The 23,681-nt window shown below is 70.9% G+C and carries 28 protein-coding genes and 1 riboswitch; of the genes, 16 read left to right on the top strand and 12 right to left on the bottom strand.

Annotation, left to right across the window (positions count from 1 at the left end):
• Positions 1-176 precede the first annotated feature (176 nt).
• Positions 177-1,094, top strand: coding sequence for an RNA polymerase sigma-70 factor (locus tag AH6_RS16195; RefSeq protein WP_067480210.1), 918 nt, complete (start codon positions 177-179; stop codon positions 1,092-1,094).
• Between the two features lie 146 nt (positions 1,095-1,240).
• Here the strand turns inward: AH6_RS16195 and AH6_RS16190 are convergent, their stop codons facing one another.
• The 3 genes from AH6_RS16190 to AH6_RS16180 all read right to left on the bottom strand — a co-directional run bounded on the left by AH6_RS16190 (position 1,241) and on the right by AH6_RS16180 (position 3,662).
• Positions 1,241-1,426 (bottom strand): hypothetical protein, encoded by a 186-nt coding sequence (locus tag AH6_RS16190; protein ID WP_067480207.1) that lies wholly within the window; start codon positions 1,424-1,426, stop codon positions 1,241-1,243.
• 178 nt (positions 1,427-1,604) lie between these two features.
• A complete protein-coding gene (locus AH6_RS16185; RefSeq protein ID WP_157431512.1) occupies positions 1,605-2,210 on the bottom strand; it encodes a ricin-type beta-trefoil lectin domain protein in 606 nt (201 codons plus the stop codon).
• A gap of 231 nt (positions 2,211-2,441) precedes the next feature.
• Positions 2,442-3,662 carry a S8 family peptidase gene (locus tag AH6_RS16180; protein ID WP_067480201.1) on the bottom strand — a complete coding sequence of 407 codons (1,221 nt, stop codon included), beginning with the start codon at positions 3,660-3,662 and terminating at the stop codon, positions 2,442-2,444.
• A 321-nt stretch (positions 3,663-3,983) separates the two neighbouring features.
• Between AH6_RS16180 and AH6_RS16175 the strand changes: the two genes are divergently transcribed.
• Together AH6_RS16175 and AH6_RS16170 are read left to right on the top strand one after the other, a co-directional pair.
• Positions 3,984-5,027, top strand: coding sequence for a transposase domain-containing protein (locus AH6_RS16175; protein WP_067480198.1), 1,044 nt, complete (start codon positions 3,984-3,986; stop codon positions 5,025-5,027).
• Between the two features lie 123 nt (positions 5,028-5,150).
• Positions 5,151-5,810, top strand: coding sequence for a hypothetical protein (locus tag AH6_RS16170; RefSeq protein ID WP_067480196.1), 660 nt, complete (start codon positions 5,151-5,153; stop codon positions 5,808-5,810).
• A gap of 168 nt (positions 5,811-5,978) precedes the next feature.
• On the opposite strand, the gene AH6_RS16165 is transcribed toward AH6_RS16170, so the two are convergent.
• Positions 5,979-6,572 carry a TetR/AcrR family transcriptional regulator gene (locus AH6_RS16165; protein WP_174555099.1) on the bottom strand — a complete coding sequence of 198 codons (594 nt, stop codon included), beginning with the start codon at positions 6,570-6,572 and terminating at the stop codon, positions 5,979-5,981.
• A 77-nt stretch (positions 6,573-6,649) separates the two neighbouring features.
• On the opposite strand from AH6_RS16165, the gene AH6_RS16160 reads away from it, so the two are divergent.
• Positions 6,650-7,066: a VOC family protein gene (locus AH6_RS16160; protein ID WP_067480192.1), complete on the top strand. Its 417-nt coding sequence runs from the start codon at positions 6,650-6,652 to the stop codon at positions 7,064-7,066.
• A 34-nt stretch (positions 7,067-7,100) separates the two neighbouring features.
• On the opposite strand, the gene AH6_RS16155 is transcribed toward AH6_RS16160, so the two are convergent.
• Positions 7,101-7,520 (bottom strand): nuclear transport factor 2 family protein, encoded by a 420-nt coding sequence (locus AH6_RS16155; protein ID WP_067480190.1) that lies wholly within the window; start codon positions 7,518-7,520, stop codon positions 7,101-7,103.
• Between the two features lie 349 nt (positions 7,521-7,869).
• On the opposite strand from AH6_RS16155, the gene AH6_RS16150 reads away from it, so the two are divergent.
• The gene (locus AH6_RS16150; RefSeq protein ID WP_157431511.1) at positions 7,870-9,015 is read left to right on the top strand and encodes a hypothetical protein; all 1,146 of its coding nucleotides are present in this window, start codon (positions 7,870-7,872) and stop codon (positions 9,013-9,015) included.
• A gap of 4 nt (positions 9,016-9,019) precedes the next feature.
• Here the strand turns inward: AH6_RS16150 and AH6_RS16145 are convergent, their stop codons facing one another.
• Complete coding sequence (locus tag AH6_RS16145) at positions 9,020-10,261, bottom strand: MFS transporter (protein ID WP_067480186.1); 1,242 nt, start codon at positions 10,259-10,261, stop codon at positions 9,020-9,022.
• A gap of 128 nt (positions 10,262-10,389) precedes the next feature.
• Here AH6_RS16145 and AH6_RS16140 point away from each other — a divergent pair, with 128 nt between their 5' ends.
• Positions 10,390-11,325, top strand: coding sequence for a LysR family transcriptional regulator (locus AH6_RS16140; protein WP_067480184.1), 936 nt, complete (start codon positions 10,390-10,392; stop codon positions 11,323-11,325).
• A gap of 7 nt (positions 11,326-11,332) precedes the next feature.
• Here the strand turns inward: AH6_RS16140 and AH6_RS16135 are convergent, their stop codons facing one another.
• The gene (locus AH6_RS16135; RefSeq protein WP_083982921.1) at positions 11,333-11,998 is read right to left on the bottom strand and encodes a class I SAM-dependent methyltransferase; all 666 of its coding nucleotides are present in this window, start codon (positions 11,996-11,998) and stop codon (positions 11,333-11,335) included.
• Between the two features lie 61 nt (positions 11,999-12,059).
• Between AH6_RS16135 and AH6_RS16130 the strand changes: the two genes are divergently transcribed.
• From AH6_RS16130 to AH6_RS42510, 3 genes are all read left to right on the top strand, one after another.
• Positions 12,060-12,761: an ArsR/SmtB family transcription factor gene (locus AH6_RS16130; RefSeq protein WP_067480182.1), complete on the top strand. Its 702-nt coding sequence runs from the start codon at positions 12,060-12,062 to the stop codon at positions 12,759-12,761.
• The gene (locus AH6_RS16125; protein ID WP_067480180.1) at positions 12,758-13,051 is read left to right on the top strand and encodes a sulfurtransferase TusA family protein; all 294 of its coding nucleotides are present in this window, start codon (positions 12,758-12,760) and stop codon (positions 13,049-13,051) included. The genes AH6_RS16130 and AH6_RS16125 overlap by 4 nt, the downstream gene beginning before the upstream one ends.
• Before the next feature lie 76 nt (positions 13,052-13,127).
• Positions 13,128-13,502, top strand: a complete 375-nt coding sequence (locus AH6_RS42510; RefSeq protein ID WP_169807866.1) for an STAS domain-containing protein — start codon at positions 13,128-13,130, stop codon at positions 13,500-13,502.
• Between the two features lie 11 nt (positions 13,503-13,513).
• Here the strand turns inward: AH6_RS42510 and AH6_RS16115 are convergent, their stop codons facing one another.
• A complete protein-coding gene (locus AH6_RS16115) occupies positions 13,514-14,248 on the bottom strand; it encodes an SDR family oxidoreductase (RefSeq protein WP_067480178.1) in 735 nt (244 codons plus the stop codon).
• 401 nt (positions 14,249-14,649) lie between these two features.
• Here AH6_RS16115 and AH6_RS16110 point away from each other — a divergent pair, with 401 nt between their 5' ends.
• The 3 genes from AH6_RS16110 to AH6_RS16100 all read left to right on the top strand — a co-directional run bounded on the left by AH6_RS16110 (position 14,650) and on the right by AH6_RS16100 (position 16,977).
• The gene (locus AH6_RS16110) at positions 14,650-15,906 is read left to right on the top strand and encodes an acyl-CoA thioesterase/BAAT N-terminal domain-containing protein (RefSeq protein ID WP_083982916.1); all 1,257 of its coding nucleotides are present in this window, start codon (positions 14,650-14,652) and stop codon (positions 15,904-15,906) included.
• A 188-nt stretch (positions 15,907-16,094) separates the two neighbouring features.
• A complete protein-coding gene (locus AH6_RS16105) occupies positions 16,095-16,520 on the top strand; it encodes a ChaB family protein (protein ID WP_067480174.1) in 426 nt (141 codons plus the stop codon).
• 55 nt (positions 16,521-16,575) lie between these two features.
• A complete protein-coding gene (locus AH6_RS16100; protein ID WP_067480172.1) occupies positions 16,576-16,977 on the top strand; it encodes a four-helix bundle copper-binding protein in 402 nt (133 codons plus the stop codon).
• 25 nt (positions 16,978-17,002) lie between these two features.
• Here the strand turns inward: AH6_RS16100 and AH6_RS16095 are convergent, their stop codons facing one another.
• The gene (locus tag AH6_RS16095) at positions 17,003-17,509 is read right to left on the bottom strand and encodes a DinB family protein (protein WP_067480170.1); all 507 of its coding nucleotides are present in this window, start codon (positions 17,507-17,509) and stop codon (positions 17,003-17,005) included.
• A gap of 243 nt (positions 17,510-17,752) precedes the next feature.
• On the opposite strand from AH6_RS16095, the gene AH6_RS16090 reads away from it, so the two are divergent.
• Positions 17,753-18,397: a LysE family translocator gene (locus tag AH6_RS16090; protein WP_067480168.1), complete on the top strand. Its 645-nt coding sequence runs from the start codon at positions 17,753-17,755 to the stop codon at positions 18,395-18,397.
• A gap of 519 nt (positions 18,398-18,916) precedes the next feature.
• Here the strand turns inward: AH6_RS16090 and AH6_RS16085 are convergent.
• Complete coding sequence (locus AH6_RS16085) at positions 18,917-19,816, bottom strand: LysR family transcriptional regulator (RefSeq protein WP_067480383.1); 900 nt, start codon at positions 19,814-19,816, stop codon at positions 18,917-18,919.
• A 185-nt stretch (positions 19,817-20,001) separates the two neighbouring features.
• Between AH6_RS16085 and AH6_RS16080 the strand changes: the two genes are divergently transcribed.
• On the top strand, positions 20,002-20,451 hold the full coding sequence (locus tag AH6_RS16080) for a carboxymuconolactone decarboxylase family protein (protein WP_245679329.1): 450 nt from the start codon (positions 20,002-20,004) through the stop codon (positions 20,449-20,451).
• A 26-nt stretch (positions 20,452-20,477) separates the two neighbouring features.
• The gene (locus AH6_RS16075) at positions 20,478-21,113 is read left to right on the top strand and encodes a hemerythrin domain-containing protein (protein WP_245679328.1); all 636 of its coding nucleotides are present in this window, start codon (positions 20,478-20,480) and stop codon (positions 21,111-21,113) included.
• 105 nt (positions 21,114-21,218) lie between these two features.
• Here AH6_RS16075 and AH6_RS16070 read toward each other — a convergent pair whose 3' ends face one another.
• A complete protein-coding gene (locus tag AH6_RS16070) occupies positions 21,219-21,911 on the bottom strand; it encodes a CHAP domain-containing protein (protein WP_067480164.1) in 693 nt (230 codons plus the stop codon).
• 14 nt (positions 21,912-21,925) lie between these two features.
• Positions 21,926-22,091, bottom strand: a riboswitch (cyclic di-AMP (ydaO/yuaA leader).
• A gap of 509 nt (positions 22,092-22,600) precedes the next feature.
• Complete coding sequence (locus AH6_RS16065; protein WP_067480162.1) at positions 22,601-23,098, bottom strand: MarR family winged helix-turn-helix transcriptional regulator; 498 nt, start codon at positions 23,096-23,098, stop codon at positions 22,601-22,603.
• A gap of 109 nt (positions 23,099-23,207) precedes the next feature.
• Here AH6_RS16065 and AH6_RS16060 point away from each other — a divergent pair, with 109 nt between their 5' ends.
• Complete coding sequence (locus AH6_RS16060) at positions 23,208-23,648, top strand: MarR family winged helix-turn-helix transcriptional regulator (RefSeq protein ID WP_067480377.1); 441 nt, start codon at positions 23,208-23,210, stop codon at positions 23,646-23,648.
• Positions 23,649-23,681 lie beyond the last annotated feature (33 nt).

Below are 23,681 nucleotides of genomic sequence, written 5' to 3'. Positions count from 1 at the left end.
CGGGCGCCGCGCCGGTCGTCGGCGCGGCGTGCTGATGGCCAAGAGATGTCGGCGGCCGGGGTCCTGTGACGTCGCGATGATGTGGCCTGCGTCACTGGTTGCGGACGTCACAAACCGGCGGGGTCCGGCATCTTGTGCGTGTGACGCGGGCGGGAGCGAGTAGGCGGGAGCCGGATATGAGCGAGCGAGCAGAGGACGCGACCGTGCCCTTCGGCCGGGACGACCAGACGGACTCCGCTACTGAGGTCTTCGTCGCTCATCGCAATCTGCTGTTCACCGTCGCCTACGAGCTGCTCGGTTCGGCCGCCGACGCCGAGGACGCCCTCCAGGAGACCTGGTTGCGGTGGGTGGGCGTCGATCTGAGCACCGTGCGGGACCAGCGCGCGTACCTGGTCCGCATCGCCACCCGCCAGGCGCTGGCCCGGCTGCGCACGCTCGGCCGGCGCAAGGAATCCTACATCGGGCCCTGGTTGCCGGAGCCCCTGCTGACCGCGCCCGATGTGGCCGACGACGTCGAGCTGGCCGACAGCGTGTCGATGGCGATGTTGCTGGTCCTGGAAACGCTCACCCCGATCGAGCGGGCGGTGTTCGTGCTGCGCGAGGTGTTCGGTTTCGAGTACGACGAGATCGCCGAGGCCGTCGGCAAGAATCCCGCCGCCGTCCGCCAGACCGCCCACCGGGCACGGGCGCACGTCGCCGCGCGCCGACCGCGCGGCGAGGTGTCCGCGGTCCAGGCCCGGGGCGCGTTCCAGGCGTTCCAGCGAGCGGTCGAGACGGGCGACCTGCGGAGCCTGCTCGACGTCCTCGCGCCCGACGTCGTCCTCCTGACCGACGGCGGCGGGCTCGTGCAGGCCGCGCTGGCACCCGTCGTGGGGGCCGGCCTGGTGGCCCAGGTGCTGGGCCGGATCTCCGGCGCGATGTCGCTGCGAACCACGCAGGTCAACGGCTGCCCCGCGCTGGCCCTCCGGCTCGACGGCGAGATCGACACCGTCATCGCGGTGCGCGTCGACGACGGCCTGATCACCGGCCTCTACGCCGTGCGCAACCCCGAGAAGTTGTCGCGCATGGACCGGGAGACCGCCCTGCGCCGCTGAGCCGGATGCGCAGGACGGACGGGCAAGATGCGCCTGGTCAGGGTCACCGGCCAACTCCGCCGGGCGCCCAACGAGATCACCACGCCGTGACTTCAAGAAACACAGCCGCCAGGCGAGCCCCCTGGGCCGGGACTTTGAAACACCGCCTAATAGACGCCGTGCAGCGTCTGGTCGATGCCGCTGCCGCCCGTGTCCCGCGCGCTGACGCGGAGCGTCATCTTCTGGTCCGTGCCCGGCTTCGGCAGCGCGGCCGAGAACCGGCCCCCGCCCAGCGCCTCCACCTGGACGGGCTGCCACTTCGCGCCGCCATCCAGCGACGTCCACGCCTTCAACCCGGTGACCTTCGCCGACCCCGGTCCCGGCGACGCGCACCACCGAGAATGTCGCGGGCGCGCCCGTCGGGCGGTTCATGCGGTGAGGCGGACGTTCGCGTGGCGCTCCTCGATCGGGTTGATCACCATCTGGTGATCAACCCGAAGCGCCGTTTGCTTTCCCCGCCTCGACCGGGTCCTAGGACACCTGGCCGAACTTCCACTTCTGGGCGTTGCCCGTCTTGGAAACCTTCTTCAGGATGACCGGGCCGTCGGCGGTGCCGGTCTCCCACGCCTTCTCCGCACGTCCCGGCGTCAGGATGTGCGCGCTGCCGTCGACCGCGTAGTGGTTCCACACGCGCCAGTGCTGGCGAGTGTCGCTGCCCTTGCACGGGCGCATGGCGGCCGACCACTCGCCCTTGGGATAGGCGACCGCCGCGACGCACTCGCCGGGGAAGGCCGGGGTCTGCAACGTCTTGCCGTCCTTGCCGGTGGTCCAGCGCTGCCCCTGGCTCCCGTCACAGGGCGCGAGCACCAGCCGATGGGGCGGCGGGGCGTTGCGGCTGCCCTTCGGCTTGCCGGCCTTGTCGGCGGTGACGCCCACGCAGGCCCCGGAGGCGACCTGGGTGATCGCGAACGCCTCGACCCGATGGGCGGCGGCGGCCCGGCGGGTCGGCGCCGGGGCGTCCTCCCCCTTGAACGTGACGACCATCGCCGCCGCCGCTCCTGCCCCGGCCGCGGCGGCGGTAGCGGTGGCCAGGACGGTGACGGTCCGCTTGGACCAGCGTCCACTGGGAAATGCCATCGGCACGGCTGCCCTTCTCCCTTGGCTGTTGATGCGGCGAGGCGAACGACGCCGGGCGAGCGCCGCCGGATCCGGCGGCCACACCACATGCCTGAGGTCAGGGACCCGGAGCGTCGGCTCGGCCTCAACCTAACGCACTCAACGAACCAAGGCGATTACCTACAGTGATTGCCGTACGCGGCCGCGGGCCGCACCACCCGGCCCAGGTGGTGCGGCCCGCGCGCCGGTCCGCTACAGACCGGCGGTGTTGAGCAGCAGGTTGGGCGTTCCGCCGTGGTCGGACGGGTTGTTGCTGATCTTCCCGGCGGCGGCGTGCTGCTGCAGCCAGGTGCGGACGGTGGTGTAGGGCGCGTCGCCGTAGGTGGCCTTGTAGAGCGCGGCGGCGCCCGCGACGAACGGGGAGGAGAAGGACGTGCCCGCGCAGAGCCCCGCCTGCCCGCCCGTCCAGACGCACGGGACGTTCTGGCCGGGCGCGTACAGGTCCACGCAGCCGCCGTAGCTGCTGTCGGGGGTGCGCTGGTCGGCGCTGGTGCTGGAGGCGATGGTGGTCGCGCCGCCCGCGCTGGCGGGCGAGGTCAGGCAGGCGCTGGCGGTGAACCAGTTGCCGCCGTTGTTGCCGGCCGAGGCCGCCAGGAACACCCCGGACGCGGCGAGCCGGTCGGCGGCGGCGTTGACGGAGTCGTTGCGCAGCCAGTTGTAGGAGACGTTGGCGACGGCGGGCTTGACGTGGTGCTGCGCCACCCAGTCCATGCCCGCGATGGCCGCCGACACGACGGCCCCGTAGTCGCCGCCACAGTTGTTGATCTTGACGGCGTGCAGGCTGACCTGCTTGGCGACCCCGACCGTGCTGCCGCCGATCGAGCCGGCGACGGCGGTGCCGTGCCCGGAGCAGTCCGAGCCGTCGCCGCCGAACGCGTCCCAGGCGACGTCGGCGCGCCCGCCGAAGTCGGGGTGACCGGCCTCGATCCCGGAGTCGAGCACGTAGGCGTGCACTCCGGCGCCGGTGGAGTTGTACGCGTAGGTGTTGTTGAGCGGGAGGTCGACCTGGTCGATCCGGTCCAGGGCCCAGCCCGGATCGGTCTGCGTCGCGGCCAAGGCGGCTTTGCGGGCCTTGGCCGGGGCGGCGACGCGCTCCCCGACGTAGTCCTGCTCGATCTTCGCCACGCGGGCGTCGCCGCGCAGGGCGGCGAGCTGGGCGGCCGACAGCCTGGCCGCGAACCCGTTGAGGACGGCGGTGTAGCGGTAGGTCGGGCGCTCGACCCGGCTGCCGGACAGGACGCCGTCCAGCGGGGCTCCGGCCTTGAGGGTGACGATGTAGCGGTCGGCGACGGCCTTGCCGGCCGGAGCCTGCACGACCGCGACGCGGGGATCGGGGGCCGCGGCGGCGGCGGACGTTCCCGCCGCGATGAGCGCGACCGCCAGGACGGGCGCGACGAACCAGGACCTCTGCACAGGTGCCTTCCCTAAGCGGGGGGATGGAGGTGCGGAACGGACGTGATCTTAAGCAGGCCGCTGACCCCAAGTAAACAAGTGTGTGTTTATGACAAACGCCACGGTGCGGCGGCCCGCCGATCGGGGTACAGCCCGCCATCACGCACGCGCGCGCTGGGTCATCCGCGACACCACCCCTCCGGCCGCCGTTCTCGCCCTGACCCTGGACGACGGCCGCCGCCCTCATTGCGGCCGGACATGAAGGGCTTTGAGGCCGCCCGGATACCGGGCAGTGATCCGCCGCCCCTATTTACTCAAGCGCTTGCTTGTTAGCATGATCATATGGCCGGTGCGCAGCGGACCACGGCGGCGGCTCCGGCCGAGCGCCTGGCCGACCGCGTGGCGATGGGCGTGCTGCTCTCGCTGTTCCCGGTCCCCCTGCTGGACGAGGTGATCGCGGCCAGCGGCCGGGCCGACCGCCGCCGCCGCTCGCTGCCCGCCCGGCTCGTCCTCTACTACGTCCTGGCGCTCTGCCTGTTCGCCGACCGCAACTACGAGCAGGTCATGCGGCTCCTGCTCAACGGCCTCTCCTGGCGGTCGCACTGGATGCGCTCCTGGGAGAAGACGCCGAGCGCCTCGGCCATCAGCCGCGCGCGGACCCGCCTCGGCGCCGATCCGCTGCGCCTGCTGTTCGAACGCACGACGTTCCCCTCCGGCGGCCCGGGAACGCTGTTCGGCGGGCGGCGCGTGTTGTCGCTGGACGGCATCGCCCTGGACGTCGCGGGCAGCTGGGAGAACTCCGCCCTCGGCTACCCCGCGCCCGCCGCGCGCTTCCCCCAGGTCCGGGTGGTGGCGCTCGCCGAAGCCGGGACGCACGCCCTGGTGGACGCCACGCTGGGCGCGTCCGCCGTGGCCGAAAGCGTCCTGGCCGGACGGCTGGTGCGCGGCCTGGGACCAGGGACGCTGCTGGTGATGCCGCCGTCGGCCGGGTCGTCGGCACTGCTGCGCCTGGCGGGCAGCAGAGGCGTGGACCTGCTGCTCGGCGCGACGGCCGGAGACCCGCCGACGCGGGACGTCCCGCTGCGCAGCGTCCCGACCGCGCACGGCGTCCTGCTCACCACGCTCACCGACCCGGACCTCGCCCCCGCCGAAGCACTGGCGGCCTGCTACGCGCGGCGCTGGCGGATCGAACCCGCCCTCGCCTGGCTGCGCGCCGTCCCGCAGGGGCACGGCATCACGCTGCGCTCCCGCGACCCCGAGACGGTCGCCCAGGAGATCTGGGCGCTGCTGTGCCTCTACCAGGCGATGAACGCCCTGACGTGCCAGGCCGCCGAACGCCACCGCTGCGCCTGCCGCCGGCCACCGCTGCCGGACCTTTTCCACTGACGCCAAGCGCTTATCGCAATACTCGCGAAGGCACCGCAAAAGCGATCCTTGCGCTTTCCCTTGACCGCCATTAACCCCCTTTTTACTCTGACGACGTCCCGGCATATTTCGAAGGAGTGGCCGATGCAACACCCCCGTAAAGTCGCCGCGGTCCTGGCCGCCTCGGCGGCCGCCGTCGCCGTCGCGGCGTCGCCCGCCGCCGCCGCCCCGCCCACCGTCATCCACGTCAACAACGCCGCCGGCGCGGCCTACAGCGGCAACATCCGGCTCGTCCTGACCAGCCCGGTCTCGGTCACCACCTCGCTCGGCACGGCGAGCTGCAACCGCGGCAACATCGACGCGTCGGTGGCCTCCAGCGGCGCCAACCTGACCGTCTCGGCCTACAACTTCTACAACAGCCCCGGCCCGGCCTGCACCAACAGCGCCGGCGGCTCCTCCACCACCACCCCGGTCGGCCTGCCCTGGGCCGGCGGCGACCTGAACTGGACCGGCTCGTCGGGGACGCTGCGCATCAACAACATGCAGGTCACCTCGACCAGCAGCACGATCTTCGGCAACATCGTCTGCAACTACCGGGGCAGCGGCGCCGGCAACAGCATCACCATGTCGGTGACCAACTCCACCGCCACCATCCAGCTCAAGGCCACGGCCACCAACATCTCGCTGACCAAGGTGAGCGCGGGCAGCAGCCCGCTGTGCCCGTCGTCGGCGACCTACAGCGCCGGGTTCGACGTCTTCGGCCAGTCCGGCGGCTCCTACACCACCAAGCTGTTCCTCACCTGACGCGCGTCCGGGCCGCTCTGCCGGGGAAAGGGCGGCCCGGCCCAGGAAATGGCGTACTGCGGAATTCAGAAATGCGTGCCAACCCTTTTCTTCGCAGTGGGATGAATATCAACTACCCGGCACCTTTACAAAGTAGATCATCAAGAGGCGGTGCTCGCAGCCCCCGGCTCAGCCGGCGCGCAGCGCCCCGAGCAGCCTGCCCAGCGCCGCGCCGGTGTCGGCCAGATCCTCCGGGCCGGACGAGGACGCCAGCCACAGCGCCGCCTCGTTCATCGCCCCCGACAGCAGGTGCACCAGCGGCGCGACCGGCTGCGGAGGGACGACCCCCGCCTCGATGAGGGAGGACAGCGCCTCCCCCAGATGGCGGGCCGACGCGCCCTCGTCCATCGCCCGCCACTGGCTCCATCCCAGCACAGCGGGCCCGTCGATGAGCATGATCTGCTGGATGTCCGGGTCGGTGGCCGCGACGAGGAACTCCTGGCAGCCGGCGGTCAGCTGGTCCCAGGGGTCGTCGCGGGCGTCGGCGGCCGCCGCCACGCGCTCCCCCACCTGCTGCTGCACCTCCCCCAGCACGGCGGCGAAGAGTTCGGCCTTGCTCTCGAAGTGGTGGTAGAGCGCCCCCTTGGTCACCCCGGCCGCCCGCACGACCTCCGCCAGGCCCACCGCGCCGTAGCCGCGCTCGGCGAACAGGCGCCTGCCCTCCCGCAACAACGCCCGCCTGGTCTGCTCCCGCTGCTGCGCCCGGACGCCCTGCTGCGCCATCACACTCCCCGTTGACATACCGGTGGTACGCGAATATCGTCCTTCGCATACCGATGGTACGTGAAAGGTGGCCCACCATGGAACTGACCAGCTTCTACCCCGTGATCGGCACGACGCGGATGCACGAGTCGCACGACTTCTACACCCGGCTGCTGGGCTTCGAGACCACGTTCCAGGCCGACTGGTACGTCAGCCTGCGCCGCCCCGGAGACCCCGGGTACGAACTCGCCCTCCTCGACCACACCCACCCGACGGTCCCGGACGGCTACCGCGTCCCCGCGCAGGGCCTGCTGCTCAACTTCGAGGTGGCGGACGTGGACGCCGAATGGGAACGGCTCGTCACCCGGGAAGGGCTGGACCCCGTCCTCGCGCTGCGCAGCGAGGACTTCGGGCAGCGGCACTTCATCGTCGCCGACCCCAACGGCATCCTGATCGACGTCATCACCCCCATCGCCCCCTCCGGCGAGTACTCCAACCAGTACGTCACCACCTGACGCCCGACGAAGTCCTCGTGGGATCCGGCGGCTCTCACGCGAACGCCTGGGCGACGGCGAGGCTGTCCTCGTAGACGTGGTGCCGGATGACAAGGCCGTCTTCGACGGTGAGGTGCAGAGCGAACCGCGCGCGATAGGCACGTCCCGTGGACGCGGCGGTCTGGCGGATCTCGCCGAGCACGACCGCGTCGTTCCCGTCGACGAGAACCCGCTCGACCTCGGTCGCCGCGCGCTCCGGCACGTGATGCTCGGCGAGCTCGCGGAAGTGGGCGACCGCGTCGGCCCGGGTCGCGCGGTGCCGGATCCACGGCGTGGCGGTACGGCCGTGCTCGGCCTCCGGCCAGTTGATCTTCCAGTCGCCCTGTTCGGCGTACAGAGCGGCGATGCGCTCGGGGTCGCCCTCGCCGATCCTGAGCAGCAGCTCTTCGACTACGGCGCGCGTGTTCGTGGACATGTCCGCTCTTCCCGTTCCGGTCCGCGTCCTCCGACGTGGTGAAATCACAACCCTGCCAAGGCGGATGCACCGGGACGATTACCTCCGAAGTAGCACCGGCGCGCGATTGCGGTCCTGGCAGGATGACGGCGTGAAACGTGTACGTGGAATCGGGCAGCCCGCCTGACCATCAGCGCGCAGTACGCGGGCATCGCCCGTTTCAGTTTCCGGTGACCGGTTGTGGCCGGGCGGTCTCTGCCGTGCTCCGCGCCGTGGGCCGCTTCCGGTCAGGCGGCCGTCCTCGTCTCAGCCCGGGGTCGCGATCTACAGTTCGGTCGCTGATCATCCCCGCGCGGAAGGGCGCCGCCCCGTGAGACTCCACATCCCCTGGTCGCGGCGCGTGGCGTGTGCGGCCGCCGCCGTCACCCTGGTCGCGGCGCCGCTGGCCGCCGCCCGAGCCGACGCGCCGCCGCCGTCCAAGGTGTTGTCGCGCTGGGAGACCTCCGCCGCGGGCAACAACGTCAGCCGTGACTGCGGCTACAGCGTCCGGGTCCCCAACACCACCAACCAGAGCCTGTGGTTGTTCTGCGATTCGGCGTGGTCGGGCACGTCGTCGGGCTTCTGGCTCGGCGCGACCGCCGCCGTCGGCCCCTACACGGCGGGCCAGGTCCCGACCGGGCTCACCGAGATCCCCACCCCGACCGCCCCGATCAACGCGCCCAGCAACCGCCCGCCGGCCGGCCTGCTGCCCGTCCCGACCGGGCTGAAGCTGCCCGACGGCAGCACGTGCTCGGTCCCCGGCTCCTCCTACCCCGCGTCCTGGATCTCCGGCGCGGCCCGGCAGCCGAGCACCGCCACGCCGAGCAAGGTGCTCATCAGCTACGCCGACGTGTGCGTGCACCCCGGCGGGCTGCCCGCCCAGCGGTACGGCCTGGTGGAGTACTCGGTGTCCACCAACACGCTGAGCGGCCAGACCCAGGTGTTCAGCAGCCCGACCGAGCTGCCGTTCCAGAAGACCCTCGGCTCGCCGATCTTCTCCGGCGGCCAGCTCTACCTGATCGCCTACAAGTGCGACACCAACACGTGGGGATCGTGCGAGAACGGCCGGGTCGTCCTGGCCAAGGTCGGCGCGACGCCCACCGCCTGGCGTTCGGCCACCAACTACCAGTGGTGGAACGGGTCCGGCTGGAGCGGCGACCACAACGCGGCCGTCTCGATCCTGCCGGGCGCCCGCCCCCTGTCGGCGCACGCGGAGAACTTCGGCGCCCTCGGCAAGGGGTTCGTCATCGTCGAGCAGACCGACATCGCGGGCAACTTCCGGATCTGGCGGTCCAGTTCCCTGACCGGCGGCTGGACCGTCACCCGCACCGGCCAGGCACCGTGCGGCGACCAGCAGGGCCTGGACCTGTGCCGGGCCTACTTCGGCCACCCCGAGCTGAGCACCGGCAGCAACCTGCTGATGTCGTACTACGACCCGGCCAACGACCACGTGAACGTGATGTCCGTCCCCTGGTGACCGATCATCCGGCCGGGACGTCCTCGGTCGGCCGCGCGGCCTCGGGAGTGGGGAAGTGCGGCCGGCCGGGGAGCAGGAGCGGGGTCGCCAGCAGGAGGACGCCGGAGATCGTGATCGCGGCGAGCGGGCTGGTGAGGCTGGCCAGGACGCCCCAGATCACCATGAGGGCGGCCTGCATCAGCTTGCTGCTGACGCTCCACGCGGTGAGGACCTGCGCGGCGTGGTCGGCGGGCGTCCGTTGCAGGCGTTCGGTGGCGTAGAGCGGGTTGAAGACGCCCATGCAGGTGATCAGCAGGGCCTCCACGATGATCACGGTCAGCAGCCCGGTGACGCCGGGGTGCACGAAGGCCAGGCCGAGCGGGAAGAGGGAGCGCAGCCAACCGGAGACCGTCATGACCCGGTGCTGCCCGTAACGTTCCACGAGGCGTGGGGAAAGGCGCGCGCCCACGAAGCCGCCGAGCGCCGGGACGCCGAAGGCGAGGCCGTACTCCCAGGCCGAGAAGTGGTAGTCGTCCAGCAGCAGAACCGACAGCAGCGGGACGGTCGCCATGATCAGGCCGCTGACCAGGATCGAGTTGAGGAACAGCCGCCACAGCGGACGGTCGTGGACGATGGACCGCCAGCCGTTGAGGAGGTCGGCCGCGCGCATCCGGTCCGTCGGATTCCGGGGCGCGGCCACGTCACCGCCACGGATGCGGAGGACGCCGAACGCGGACAGCAGATAGCTGGCGGCGTCCACCGCGACCGTGACGACCGGGCCGAGCACCCCGATCAGCGCCCCGCCGAGCGGCGGGCCCACCGCCGTCGCCGCCCACGTCGTGGCCTCGAACCTGCCGTTCGCGACGAGCAAGTGCTCCCTGCGGACCAGGTGTTTCAGGTAGGCGCCGGACGCGGCGGTGAACGCGATGCCCGCCGTCCCCGAGACGACCGAGACCACCAGCAGCTGGCCGTAGGTCAGCACGCCCAGCACGTGCGCGACCGGCACGCTCGCCATCGCGGCGAAGCGGACCAGGTCCATCGCGATCATCACCGGCCGCTTGGCCCGGTGCTCGACCCACGGCCCGAGCGGCACCGCGACGAGCGCCGCGACGGCGAGTCCGGCCGCGCCGAGGAGCGAGACGGCGAAGGCCGGCGAGTGCAGCACCTGCACCGCGATCAGGGGGAACGCCCCGAAGGCGATCCAGGTGCCGTAGGTGCTCACGGCGTAGGCCGACCACAGCCAGCCGAAGCCGGCCTCCAATTTCATGCGCACGGGATTCCTTCATGACAACCGGGGGTTGGACCCGTGAAGCACAGCAGCGCCACCATCCTGCGATCAAACAACCGGCACGCCGCGAGCCACAACGATCGGTTGTGCGCTCGTAAGCTCGCCCCATGGATACCGAAGCGGTGCGAACGTTCGTCCGGGCGGCCGAGGTCGGGCAGTTGCAGCACGCGGCCGACGAACTGGGCGTGACGCAGCAGGCGGTCTCGAAGCGGATCGCCGCCCTGGAACGCGAGCTGGAGGTCCGCCTGTTCACCCGCACCGCCCGGGGGGTCGAGCTGACCCTCGACGGGCAGGCGTTCCTTCCGCACGCGCGGACCATCGTCGCGGGCGTCGACCGTGCCGTCACCGCCGTCAGGCCGGGCTCGCGCGCCCTCCGGATCGACGTGCTGGGCCGGCGGAGCGCGCAGGCCGTCATCCTGCACGACTACTGGCGCTCGCATCCCGGAACCGATCTCGACGTGGTGGCCCTCAAGACCGACGACCCCCACGTGGCAGCCGCCGCCGTCCAGGCAGGCGACGTCGACGCCTCGTTCCGCAGCGTCACCGATCCGGCCACGCTGCCGCGCGACGTGCGGATGGTCCACGCCTTCGACTCGCCGCTGGAGCTCCTGGTCGGCCCCAGGCATCCACTCGCCTCCGCGCGGACGCTGACGCCGTCCCGGCTGCGCAAGCTCCGGATCTGGGTGCCGGGCATCGTGCCGCGGAGCGAGTGGGCGGAGTTCTACGACGAGCTCGCCACCGCCTTCGACCTCCGCATCGACGCGGCGGGCCCGCACTTCGGCGACGAGGTGCTGCTCGACACCCTCGCGGACTCCGCCGACGTGGCCACCCTCGTCGGCTCGCGCGATCGCTACATGTGGCCGACGAACCACGACCTGCGCCGCATCCCGATCGTGAACCCGACGCTCGCCTACCCGATCTCCCTCATGCTCCCCCGGGCGAACCCGCATCCGGGACTGCGGCCGGTCATCGAGCACTTCGCGGACCTGGCGCCGCTCCCCGAGCCGGTCTGGCGCCCGTCCTGGGCGATCGCGCCGTCCTGAGGGCCGGTCAGTGGCGGCGGGCGGTGACCCAGGCGAAGGGCTGCGCGTCGCCGTCCGGGGTGTGGTGCCAGTCGACGTGCGACAGCAGCACGGAGAAGTCGTCGCCGAGCTGGGCGGCCAGCTCGTCGGTGTCGTAGCGGACGACGGGCAGCCCCGAGCAGCGGTCGGGGCCGTCGGGGGCGAAGGTGCCCAGCACGACGGCGCCGCCCGGTTCCAGCGCCCGGCGCAGCACGTCGAGGTAGACGGCGCGGTCCGCAGGGTCGGTGAGGAAGTGGAACACGGCCCGGTCGTGCCAGATCGTCCAGGTGCGTTCGGGACGCCAGGTGAGCAGGTCGGCGTGGATCCAGTCGATGGCGCGGGCCGCGGACCCCGAGCTCCGGCGGGCCGAGTCGAGGGCCTGTTCGGCGACGTCGAGCACGCTCACCTGCTCGAACCCCTCCCGCACCAGCCAGGCCGCCAGCGGCGACGCGCCGCCGCCGACGTCGATGACCGCGCCGCGCCGTCCGCGATCGACCGCGCAGATCAGGTCCAGCGACGGCTGCGGCTCGTCCTGGGACCAGTTCACCCGGAGCGGATCGTTGTCCCGGTAGACCCTGTCCCAGTGCCCGACGCCGTCCGCCGACGGACCGGTCGCCGTAACGGCCGGAACGAAACGGTGGTGCGCAGGGCTCATGCGTCCTCCAAGAACGGGCCGGGCTGTCCTACGATACTCCAAAGACTATTGGAGGTCGGTCGTGGAAGGAACGTCGGCCAGGGGACGGGTCTACGAGGGCTTCGCGCGCATCGGCAAGGCCCTGGCCAACCCGGCGCGGCTGGAACTGCTGGACCTGCTCGCCCAGGGCGAGCGCGGAGTGGAGGAGCTGGCGGACGCGGCCGGCATGCGCACCTCCAACACCTCCGCCCAGCTCAAGGAGCTGGCGCGGGCGGGCCTGGTGACGTCCCGGCGGGCGGGCACTCGCGTGTACTACAGCCTCGCCGATCCGCAGGTGGCGGTGTTGCTGGAGCACGCCAAGCAGCTCGCGCACGCCCACCTGCCCGAGGTGCGGCAGGCCGTGCACGCCTGGCTCGGCGACACCACCGACCTGGAGCCGGTCACCCGCGACGAGCTCGCCGCCCGGCTGGCGGCCGAGGCGGAAACGGAGGCCGAGGTGGAGGCGGGGCTCGTGGTGCTGGACGTGCGCTCGGACGCCGAGTACGCCGCCGGTCACCTTCCCGGAGCGCTGGGCATCCCCGCCGACCAGCTCGCCGACCGCCTGGACGAGCTGCCCGCCGGGACCGAGATCGTCGCCTACTGCTGGGGCCGCTACTGCCTGACGGTCATGGACACGGTCCGCCTGCTGCGCGCCCGGGGGTTCGCCGCCCGCCCGCTGGACAGCGGCGTGGCCGAATGGCGCGCCGACGGCCGGGCCGTCTCCACGTCGGTGGTGGCCGCGTGACCGCGCCCGTCCCCGGCGGCGAGCCCGTGGTGATCGACGGTGGTGACCGTTCCTGCGTGCGGCTGCTGCTGGAGTTGCGCGGCCGCCTGGCCGATCTGCCCGGCGGCACGGTGGTGCACCTGATCGCCTCGGACCCGGCCGCGCCGCTGGACCTGGCCGCGTGGTGCCACCTGACCGGGCACGTCTACCTCGGCCCCCTCGCCGACGCGGCCAGGGCCACCTATGCTCTGCGGACCGGCGACCGTCCTCGCGCGACCGATCCGGCGTCCCCCTGGAGGCCGCGGTCCTGACCGCCCGCTAGACGGTAGGCCCCGTGCGCGAGGATGGCAGGATTCGCCACGGCAGACCCTCGTGAAAGGTGACAGCATGGTCGAGACGGCCGGCTCGGCCTCGCCCGCCCGCGCCGAAGGGCTGCACGTCGGCGTCGACCGCCGGGCGGGCTGGACGGTGCTGTACCTGTGCGGCGAACTGGACGTCGCCACCGGCTTGGTGCTCCAGGAGCAGCTGGACGAGGCCGTCCGCACGGCCCGGCAGCAGGCCGTCCCGCCGCAGGTGGTGCTGGAGCTGTCGGACCTGGTGTTCTGCGACTCGTCCGGGCTGAACGCGCTGATCCGCGGTTGGCGGCAGGTCGCCGCCGCCGGTGGCCGGATGTTGCTGGTCAACGTCCGCGAGCGGATCTACCGGCTGCTGACCCTGACGGGGCTGGACCGCCACCTGGTCGTCGGCGCGACGCTGCCCTGACAGCGTGCGGGTCAGGGCCAGGAGGACTCGACGCGGGGCACGATGACCACCTCGCCGATGACGCTGCCCTTGGGGACCGACAGCGCGTAGAGGATGGTGTCGGCGACGATGCCGGGGTCCTGGAGCTTGGACAGGTCGGTGTCGGGGAAACGTTCGGTGATGAACGGGGTCTCCATGCCCCCGGCGATGACGCCGGTGATGCCGATGCCCGGACAGTCGCGCTGCGCCTCCTTGAACAGCGTGTGGGTGAAGGCGCGCAGGCCCGTCTTGCTGGCCGCGTAGGGACCGGCCTCGGTCCAGGTGCGGTTGGCCGCGGTGGACAGGATGTTGACGATGTGGCCGCCGCCCTGGCCGATCATCCGCCGGTAGGTCGACAGGCACAGGTGGATCGGGCCGAGCAGGTTGGTGGTGACGACGTTGTCGGCCTCGGCCGCCTCCAGGTGCTCGATCGGCTTGGAGACGTCCACGGCGGCGTTGTTGACCAGCACGTCCAGGGTGCCCGAGGTGCCGCAGACGGTGTCGATGGCGTTCTCGACCTGGGCGGCGTCGCGGATGTCGACGACCATGGGCTTGATGGTGACGTCCTCGACGGCCAGCTGGTCGCAGAGATCGGTCAGGAGCTGCTGGCGGATGTCGAAGGCCCACACGGTGGCGCCGGCGCCGGCCAGCCGGGTGACGATGGCCGCGCCCAGACCGCGTGCGGCCCCGGTGACCACGGCGGTTTTGCCGGTCAGGTCGACCTGCATGGGAACCTCTTTCTGTCGGGACCGCCGCTCAGGCCCCGGATCTGCACGGGGCCGGGCCTGCGGCACGGAGACGCTCGGGTTCCGGCGACGGGAGAGCCGGACCGATGCAGCTTTCTCCTACCCAGAGTGACGGAGCCTTCACACACCGAACCCGCGTCGCCGCCGGGCCGGCTCACGATCAGCGTCACGCACCCGACCGTCCCCTCCCGGGGCCGCGCCTGGCCCGACTGAGCGGAATGGCCACTTAAGGCAACAGTGTTTCGCGCTCACGGACTGTCAACAGCCGACGTTCCTTGCTAGTAAGGAACGCCAATCCATACAAGAGCGACCGCCTCCGACTCCCAGCAGAAAAAAAACGCCTCCCTGTAGCACCCAGGTCGCCCTCACCACCTGCGGGGTGAATGACCGGAATGAAGTGCCGTCTGTGGACGATGCTGGCCGTACTAGCGGTGACCGGAGTGCTGGGCGGATGCGGAAGCGAGCACAGCGACACCGCCACCCTCACCGTCGACGAGCGTGCCGCACTGGCCGACCGTCCCGTCCGGATCAAAATCAGCGGCCTGAAGGCGCGTGACGAAATCACCGTGACCGCATCGGCCCAGGACCGGGAGAACAAACCCTGGTCAGGCCGCGCCACTTTCCGCGCCAACGCACAAGGCGTCGTGGAACCGGCCCGGGACCGTCCGATCCGTGGAACCTATACGGGAACGGACGCGATGGGATTGTTGTGGTCGATGGTTCCGGCCAACGGCGACCCTGAGCAGGCCCAATTCATTCCCGGCTATCTGGACGGCCAGCGGTCCTACACCGTGCGGCTGGAGGTGAAAGCCCACGGCCGGGTTCTGGCGCGCCAGACGTTGGAGCGCCGCTGGCAGGCGGACGGGGTGACCCACAAGTCCTTCACCGTGGCGGCCGACAAAATCGCCGGGGAGTTGCTCCTTCCCCCGCCCGATGCACGACGTCGTACGGCCGTGCTGTTGTTCGGCGGTTCCGAGGGCGGCAACACCGGCCGCCGGGATGCGGCGCTGCTCGCTTCACACGGCTATCCGACTCTCAGCCTGGCCTATTTCGGCGCTCCAGGACTGCCGACCGTCCTGCGCGATGTGCCGCTGGAGTACTTCACGCGTGCGGCACGGACGCTGGCCGCGCAGTCAAAGACCGATCCCGCGCGGATCGTGGCCTGGGGCTCTTCCCGAGGCAGCGAGGCGGCCCTCCTGCTGGCCCAGCACCAGCCCGGCCTGATAGCCGGTGTCGTGGTCTACGTGCCTTCGGACCGGGTCAATCCCGGCCTTCCCAGCGGCGTCGCCTGGACGCTGGGCGGAGAGCCGGTCGCCGTGGCCGACATCCCGGTGGACCGCGTCGACGCCCCCGTCCTGGCCATCGCCGGTGCACAGGATCGGCTGTGGTCGTCGGCGGCGCAGACCCAGCGGCTCATGGCCCGTCTCGACCAGAACCGACCCCGCCTGGCCAACCGAGCCCTGGTCTATCCCGCCGCCGGTCACGGCGTCGGAACCCAGCCCTACCTGCCCGCCGGCGTCCGCATCCGCCATCCGGTCACCGGGACGGTGCTGGAACTGGGTGGGACCCGCGCCGCCAACGCCGCGGCAAAGGCCCAGAGCTGGCCCCAGGTCCTGAACCACCTCGCCACCATCAAGTAGTAAGGCGCCTCTCCTTCATCCCCCGGTCGGCCGATCGGCTCCGTCCGGTCAAGTGCGCGGCGGCAGGTCAAGACGAGCCAAGCAGTCTGGGCGGTTCTGACAGGTGATGCGGGGCGTTGTCCGGAAAGGGGTAGGAGCTGCTGGGCAGGGAGCACGGAGGGCGGAAGCCCGGCAGGAGGAGCGTGTCGATGCCGAAGAGCAAGGGCAAGGGACAGGTCGACGAGCAGGAGTTGCCTGACACGTTGAAGCGTTCCGACGCCAAGGCCCAGCGCACCTACGCCAAGGCGCACGACGCGGCCGCGCAGGAGTACGGCGAGGGGCAGCGGGCCCACCGCGTCGCCTACGCGGCTCTCAAGCACACCCACGAGAAGGTGGGCGACCACTGGGAGCCCAAGGCCGCGGGTGCCAAGGGCCCTTCGGACAAGCAGGCCGAAGGCGGCCGGAACACCGCGCGCAAGACGGCGGGCGGCGTCGACGCGAACGCGTCCAAGCAGCACCTCTACGACCTCGCCAAGCGGCTGGACATCTCCGGCCGCTCCACGATGAGCAAGGACGAGCTGGTGCAGGCGATCGAGAAGGCCAACAACCGCAAGACCGCCAAGGCCCGGTCCTGAACAGGGCGCGACGCCCAGGCCCGCGCCCGTCGCCCCGAGGCAACCGGAGGTACCGATGCCCGTCCGCGAAATGCTCGACGCCTACCCCGCCGAGATCAAGCTGGACCGGGAACTGCTCGCCGACACGATCCAGCAGCTCATCGAGTGCGCCCAGACCTGCACGGCCTGTGCGGACGCCTGCCTGAGCGAGGAGCAGGTCGACCGGCTGCGCAAGTGCATCCGCACCGACCTGGACTGCGCCGACATCTGCGCCACCACCGCCCGCGTGCTCTCCCGGCACACCGGTTACGACGCGGACATCACCCGCGCTCAGGTCCTGTCATGCGTCCAGGCGTGCGGTTCGTGCGCGGAGGAATGCGAGCAGCACGCCGAGATGCACGCGCACTGCCGGGTGTGCGCGGAGACCTGCCGTCGTTGCGCGGCGGCCTGCCAGAAACTGCTGGACAAGATCGGCTAACGCCTCGATCCGGTTTTCGTCGGAGCTAGCCGCCGGTCGTGCCGTCGAGCATCTCGCGCAGGATGTCCAGGTGGCCGTTGTGGCGGGCCGTCTCCTCGGTGAGGTGGAGGAGGATCCAGCGCAGGTCGACGTGGAGGCCGTTGCGGACGGCGCGCTGAGCCCGCTTCTCCAGGTCCTGCCCGGCGACCAGGTCGCGGTAGCGGGCGCTCTGTTCGGCGTACTCGTCGAGCAACTGCGCGAGCGGGAAGTCGACGGCGATGCGCATCTCGCGGTCGGGGTCGTCCTCGGTCCAGGGGCCCCGGTCCTCCTCGCCGAGGAAGACCACCTGGAACCAGTAGTACTCGACCCAGCGCAGGTGGTTGATCACTCCGCTCATGGTCATCAGAGGTGAGCCCGGCAGGAGGGCCTTGCGCGCGTTCTCCGCGGAGACGCCGTCGCACTTGGCGCGGGCGGTGTCGCGCGCGTAGTCGAGGAACGTGGTGAGCTGGCTGCGCTCGTCCCATGCGGGAGGCGTGTCGTCGATTCTGGTCATCGTGCGAAGCGTCCCCGATCACCGCGGCCGATGTCGAGGTGTTTATCGGTGGCCATGACCTGCTCCACCCGGTTCCTTGTCCGGCGGGTGGCTCAGCGTGCGGCTTGGACTTGGACCTTGCGTCTGCCGAAGAGTTGAGCAGACGAGGCGCTGCACGTCTTCGGGACCGGTCGTCCGGACGCCCCGGGAGCGAGGCCCGCTCTGTCGCGCCCTACGATCGAGCGATCACCCCAAGGAGGACAATTGGTCTCGCTTGCCGCCATAGCAGGCATCGCCATCGTCGAACTCGGCCTCGTTCTCACCCCCGGCCCCAACATGATCTACCTGGTGTCGCGGTCGGTGACGCAGGGCCGCCGCGCCGGCCTGATCTCGCTCGGCGGCGTCGCCGTCGGCTTCCTGTGCTATCTCGCCGCCGCCACCGCCGGGATCGCCGCCGTCTTCACGCTCGTCCCGCCCCTCTACACGGCGCTCAAGGTGGGCGGCGCCCTCTACCTGCTGTGGCTGGCCTGGCAGGCGATCCGTCCGGGCGGCACGACCCCCTTCGCGCCGAAGGAACTACCGGCTGACTCGCCGCGCCGCCTGTTCACCATGGGCCTGGTCACCAACCTGCTGAACCCGAAGATCGCCGTCCTGTACGTCTCGCTCCTGCCGCAGTTCGTCGACCCCGACCGGGGCCACGTCGCGCTGCAGAGCCTGCTGCTCGGCCTCGTCCAGATCGCCATCGCCCTCACGGTGAACGGGCTGATCGTCCTGGGCGCCGGCGGCATCGCCGCGTTCCTCGCCCGCCGCCCCCTCTGGCAGCGCGTCCAGCGCTACCTGATGGCCTCGATCCTGACCGGCCTGGCCATCCGCCTCGGCCTGGACCGCTCCCGCCCCACTCCCGTCTGACCGACTCCGTCTCGATCAGAGACGGCCGGCCCCGCGCGTCGCTCCGATGTACACGGCGGCCCATCGGGCCGTGGTCGCTCGGGCGGGATGCCGACGCGGCCACGGCCCGGCGGCGGCGCTGGCCGAAAAGGAGCCTGGGGGTAACTTCCGGCTCCTCCACGGACCGGGCGCGATCGGGCGGGCCCAGAGATACTGCGATCGACGCGAACGCAAGGACCAGCCTCAGGCGGGCCCGCGCGGCAACACTCCATGCGGAGTGCGGGAATCCGGGGAAAGCGGATCTGCCGCGCGGGCTTGGCGGGCGCTTTGAGGAAACCCTCCGCCACCTCCAGGATCCCGGACGTCACAACCTCCTCAGACCCGATTTCAAATGGCCAAAAATCGCAGGGGGCACAAACGTCATCGAGCGCACCGACCACGACCGTGGACCACACGACCATCACCGCCGCAACTCCTGGTCCATCCGCTGAGTCGGAACCATCGCGGTGGTACTGGATCGTGCTCCTGGCGTCTCGCCGCTCAGGTGCCGTGCGGGTGCATCGGTCCGAGGTCCTTCACGATGCGGGCGAGTGCTCGGATGGGATCGTTCTCGTTCTCCGTGCGCCACACCAGGGCGTAGGGCAGGGGAGCCATGTCGCGGATGGGCAGCCATCGGATGTGCGGCATCGCCCAGTATTTGGTGACGTGAGCGGGAAAGGTGTGGACGATCTCCCCGGTGCCCACCAGGTTGATGAGGTCGTCGACGTTGCTGATGGGCTGGCTGCGTTCGATGGCGTGGCCTTGCGGGGTCCAGAACGGCAGGTACCGGTCCTCCCAGTAGTCCGGCATTTGCGGGGCCTTGGCGTGGGGGCGGTGGGCGAGCGCTTCCAGTGACACCGAGGTCCGTCCGGCCAACTCGTCCTCCACGGACACCGCGAGCAGGCGCGAGTCGGTGAACAGGACCGGCCCCGTGGTGAGGTCGGGTTCTTCGACGGGAAGCCATACGACCAGAACATCGAGCTCGCCCTTGCGAAGCCCGGCGAACGGGTCGATGAAGGGAGCACGGCGGATCTGCAGGTGCCACTGCGGGTGCCGTGCGCGGAAGGTCTTCCAGTAGGGATGCAGTTCGGCGATGTTGAACGGCAACATGCCGACACGCAGGGTGGCGGTGATGCCCTGGGCGGCCTGGCGGGCGCGCTCCAGACTGTCGCGCAGTCCCGCGTACACCGGGCCGAGGTCGTCGCAGAGCTGGCGGCCGAGCGGGGTGAGACGGATCTGCCGGCGGTTGGAGCGGTCGAACAGCAGGCCGCCGAGGCGGCGTTCCTGCTGGCTGATCGCCTGGCTGATCCGCGCCGGCGAGACGTGCAGCCGGGCGGCGGTCCGGCCGAAGTGCAACTCCTCGGCCAGCGCCAGGAAGATCTCGATGTCCCGCAGCTCCACCGGCGCTCCCATCTGCGGTCATAAGCCGTGCGTTATCACCGCGTGCACGAAGTTTACGTTGATCTAGACACGGGCCGGGACGAGGGTTGGTGCTGGTCACACCGGTGCCCGTCGCAGCGGTGACGGGTTCGAGCGATCCGGTGTGGCAGCCCGCACTGCGAGAGGAAACGATGATGCAAGCGCGCATGACCAATCCCGCCTTCGTCCTGCCCGACGCGATGAAGGGCATCGGGGGGATCTTCAAGGCCGTCAACGCCGGCGGCGTCTCGCCCGAGTTGCAGGAGATCGTGGGGCTGCGCATCAGCCAGATCAACGGCTGCTCGGCGTGCGTGTACGCCCACCACGCCAACCTGGTCAAGGCCGACCAGAGCGGCGAGCGGATCGCGGCGGTCGCCGCGTGGCGCGAGGCGCCGTTCTTCGACGACGCCGAGCGGGCCGCACTGGCGCTGGCCGAGGCGGTCACCCGGCTGGCCGACCTGTCCGGTGAGGCGGTGGACGACCGGCTGTGGGACCAGGTCGCCGACCACTTCGACGAGAAGCAGATCGCCGGCCTGCTCATGCTGATCGGCGTCACCAACATGTTCAACCGGCTCAACGCCGCCATCAAGGAACCCGCCGGGACCAACTGGGCCTGACCCGGCCCCCTGGAAAGGAGCATGTTGTGAGCGACACGCTCGACATGACGCCGATGTACGCCATGCACGACGCGCTGCGGCGGGAACTGGAGCACCTGGCCAAGGTCACCGCCCGCCTCGACGACGACCCTCGGGCCGTCCTGCGCACCGCCGTGGGCTGGGAGTTGTTCACCACGTCCCTGCGCGTCCACCACACGGCCGAGGACGACGCGCTGTGGCCCGCGCTGCGGGTCACGCTCGCCGGCCGGCCGGACGATCTGGCCATGCTGGAGGCGATGGAGGCCGAGCACGCCGCCGTCGAGGAGGTGATCGAGGCCATCGACGCGGCGTTGTCCGACCCCGGCGCTCCGCTCGACCGTCTCGGGGACCTGACCGACGCGCTGGTGACCGGCCTGGCCGGCCATCTCAAGCATGAGGAGGACCAGGCGCTGCCGCTGATCCAGGCGGTCGCCACCCCGCAGCAGTGGGCGTACTTCGGCCAGGTCCACGGGCAGCGCATCGGCCCCGACGCCCCCAGGCTCGTCCCGTGGTTGCTGGAGGGCGCCACCGAGCAGACCGTGACGACCATGCTCGCGCCGCTGCCCGAACCCGCCCGCGCCGCCTACAGCGCACAGTGGCAGCCCGCATACGCCGCCTTGGACCGCTGGAACGCCACCGTGTAGCGCGCTTTGAGCGTCCCAACCCCACCGGCCGCCACGCTGGGGAGCGTGGCGGCCGGTGGGGGTCAGTGCTGGGTTGGGGGTGGGGGGCTGGGTTGGGGGTGGTGTTTAGGCGCCGTAGTTGGGGTGGCCGAAGCCGACGATGTTTTTGAGGTTGTGGTGTTTGCGGGTGATGACTTTGTCGCCGATGTTGCCTTCGACGGTGTGGATGGTGCCGTGGGGGGTGGTTTTGGTGACCATGCCGACGTGGTCGATGCCGGCGATGGTGTGGCCGCCGTTCCAGTCGAAGAAGACGAAGTCGCCGACGCGGGGGGTGCGGTCGAAGCGGTGGTGGTTTTTGAACCAGGTGGCGTGCCAGGGGGTGTAGGCGAAGCGGCCGGTGTTGTGGTCCTGGTGGTTTTGGGTGGCGGCCCAGCTGAGGAACATGTCGCACCAGGGGGCGGTGGCGTAGCCGGTCTGGCGGGTGGTGGTCTGGTACCACTTGCCGAAGGCGGAGGTGCCGTCGGCGGCCTGGCCCTCACCGACCCGGGACAGGGCGGTGTCGACGACCTTCTGCGCACTGGCCGCAGCCGCACTCCCCGCAGCGCTACCGGCGGTGTTGGTGTTGGTGGCGGGTTGGGCGGCGGGCCGGGTCTCAGCGTGCGCGGTACCGGTGAGCCCGGTCAGGCTGGTGAGTCCGGCCAGGGCGGTGGCCGACAGCAGGGACGCGGCCGCAGCACGCTTGGCGGTGTGCTTGATGCCGGTGCGCTCAGCGGCAGCAGCAGTGGTGGGGGTGGTGGCAGGGGTGGTGTGGGTGGTCATGCGGTGGGGTGCTCCTGATCTTCCAGTGCGCCTACCGGGTTAGCTGTCGGGTTCGGGCGTGGAAGTGGCCCTACCACCCCCCGCGAGCCGCGTGAAGCGGTCGGGAGGGTGGATTCACCCCGGGTAACGGTGGGTCCCCGGTCCCGCACGCAGAGGGTGCGGGTTCGGCGGTGCACGGATGCCCTCGGGTCAAGCGGGAGGGTGTGCGGTGAACAGAGTGGGGCGCCTTCACTGCAGGACCGAGCAGGTGCTGGTGGGTCCTGGCGGGGCCGGGCTGGCCGGGCGGGTCGAGCGGCGCCGTGACCAGGGGTCTTCCCCCGTCGGTCACACCCGTCTCAACCAGGTCAACCCTGGGTATATTTCCCCCGCCCCCACCTCAACCCCAGGTCAAGACCAGCATCTCCCGCGCCACACCTAAGTCAAGAACCCCCACAACCCCCACCCCACAGGGCCTCACAACCCGCCCCAGGGATGCAGTCGCGCCCCCGTTCACCGCCGAAAAGATCTTCAAAATCCAGCGCGGACGGGCGCAGTACACCTTCAAGGAACTATGCGACCAGCCCGGCGCACCCCGCCAATGATCTACGTTTCCTGGGCGGCGCCTATCGCGCGTTCGTCTCCTTTGGGTTGATGTCCCCTTGCCGACCGAAAGCCCGCGTCCGTGCCGCCGCCTATCGCGTACTGCCAGGTCAGGAGGCCGGGGGCGCCTGCTGCGTGTGGTGGTCCAGCAGGCGGGTGAGCAGGTGCACGAACTGGTCGCGTTCGGCGGGGAGCAGCGGCGCGAGCAGCTCGTCGTGGAGATCGTCCAGGACCTTGTCGAGACGGCGCAGGTGCCGGCCGCCCTGGGCGGTGATCGTGATGACGTTGCGGCGGCGGTCGTCGGGGTCCGGTCCCCGCTCGACGAGGCCGCGCTCGGCCAGTTCGTTGAGGACGCCGACCATGTCGCTGCGGTAGATGCCGGTGCGCCGGCTCAGCGTCGCCTGGCTGCCCGGACCGTACTCCTCCAGCGAGGCGAGCACGGCGTAGTGCCACCTGCGGGCGTCGACCCGGGCCAGCCCCTCGCCCATCAGCCGGTCCGACTTCGCGGACACCTGTGACAGCAGGCGGCTGGCCCGTCGGCGCAGCCTGTCCGGCGTCCTGGTCTCGCCGTCGTCGGGCATGTCCGCGGCTTCGGCTCTGCTGGTCATGGCGCCGATCCTATCCCGTTGCGTTAGTCGGACTAACGATGTAACTTCGTTCATGGCACTAACGTTAATGAATCTAACGTTAGTGAAGCGAACGGAGTTGGAGACCATCGTGACGACCACGGCCCCGCCCTTCGGCACCGCGCTCATCGGCCAGACCGAGAAGGCGCTCAACGCGATCCTGGAGCGGCAGCTCGCCGGGACCGGCATCACCGAGCCCCAGTGGGTGACCCTCACCCTGACCGCCGTCAGTGGCGGGACCGTCGACCGCGCCGAACTCATCCGCCGGGTCAGCGGTGCCACGCAGTTCAGCCAGGCGTCGGTGGCCGAGCGCATCACCGAGTTGACCGCCGCAGGGCTCCTGCGCGACGGCGGCGACGGCCGTGTCCAGGTCACCGACGAAGGGCAGGCGCGCTGGACGCAGGTCCGCACCGCGCTCGGCCCGATCGTCCAGGGACTGTGGGGCGACCAGCCGGCCGAGGACCTGGCCACCGCGGGCCGCGTCCTGAGCGTCGTCCTGGACAGGGCCAACACGGTGCTGGCCAACTCCTGAGCGCTCCTTCCTCGCAACTCACCGCCCCCAGAA

Origin of the sequence: Actinomadura hibisca NBRC 15177 (assembly GCF_001552635.1) — a bacterium.
Classification (GTDB): Bacteria; Actinomycetota; Actinomycetes; order Streptosporangiales; family Streptosporangiaceae; genus Spirillospora; species Spirillospora hibisca.
This window is presented reverse-complemented; position numbering and strand designations above follow the sequence as displayed.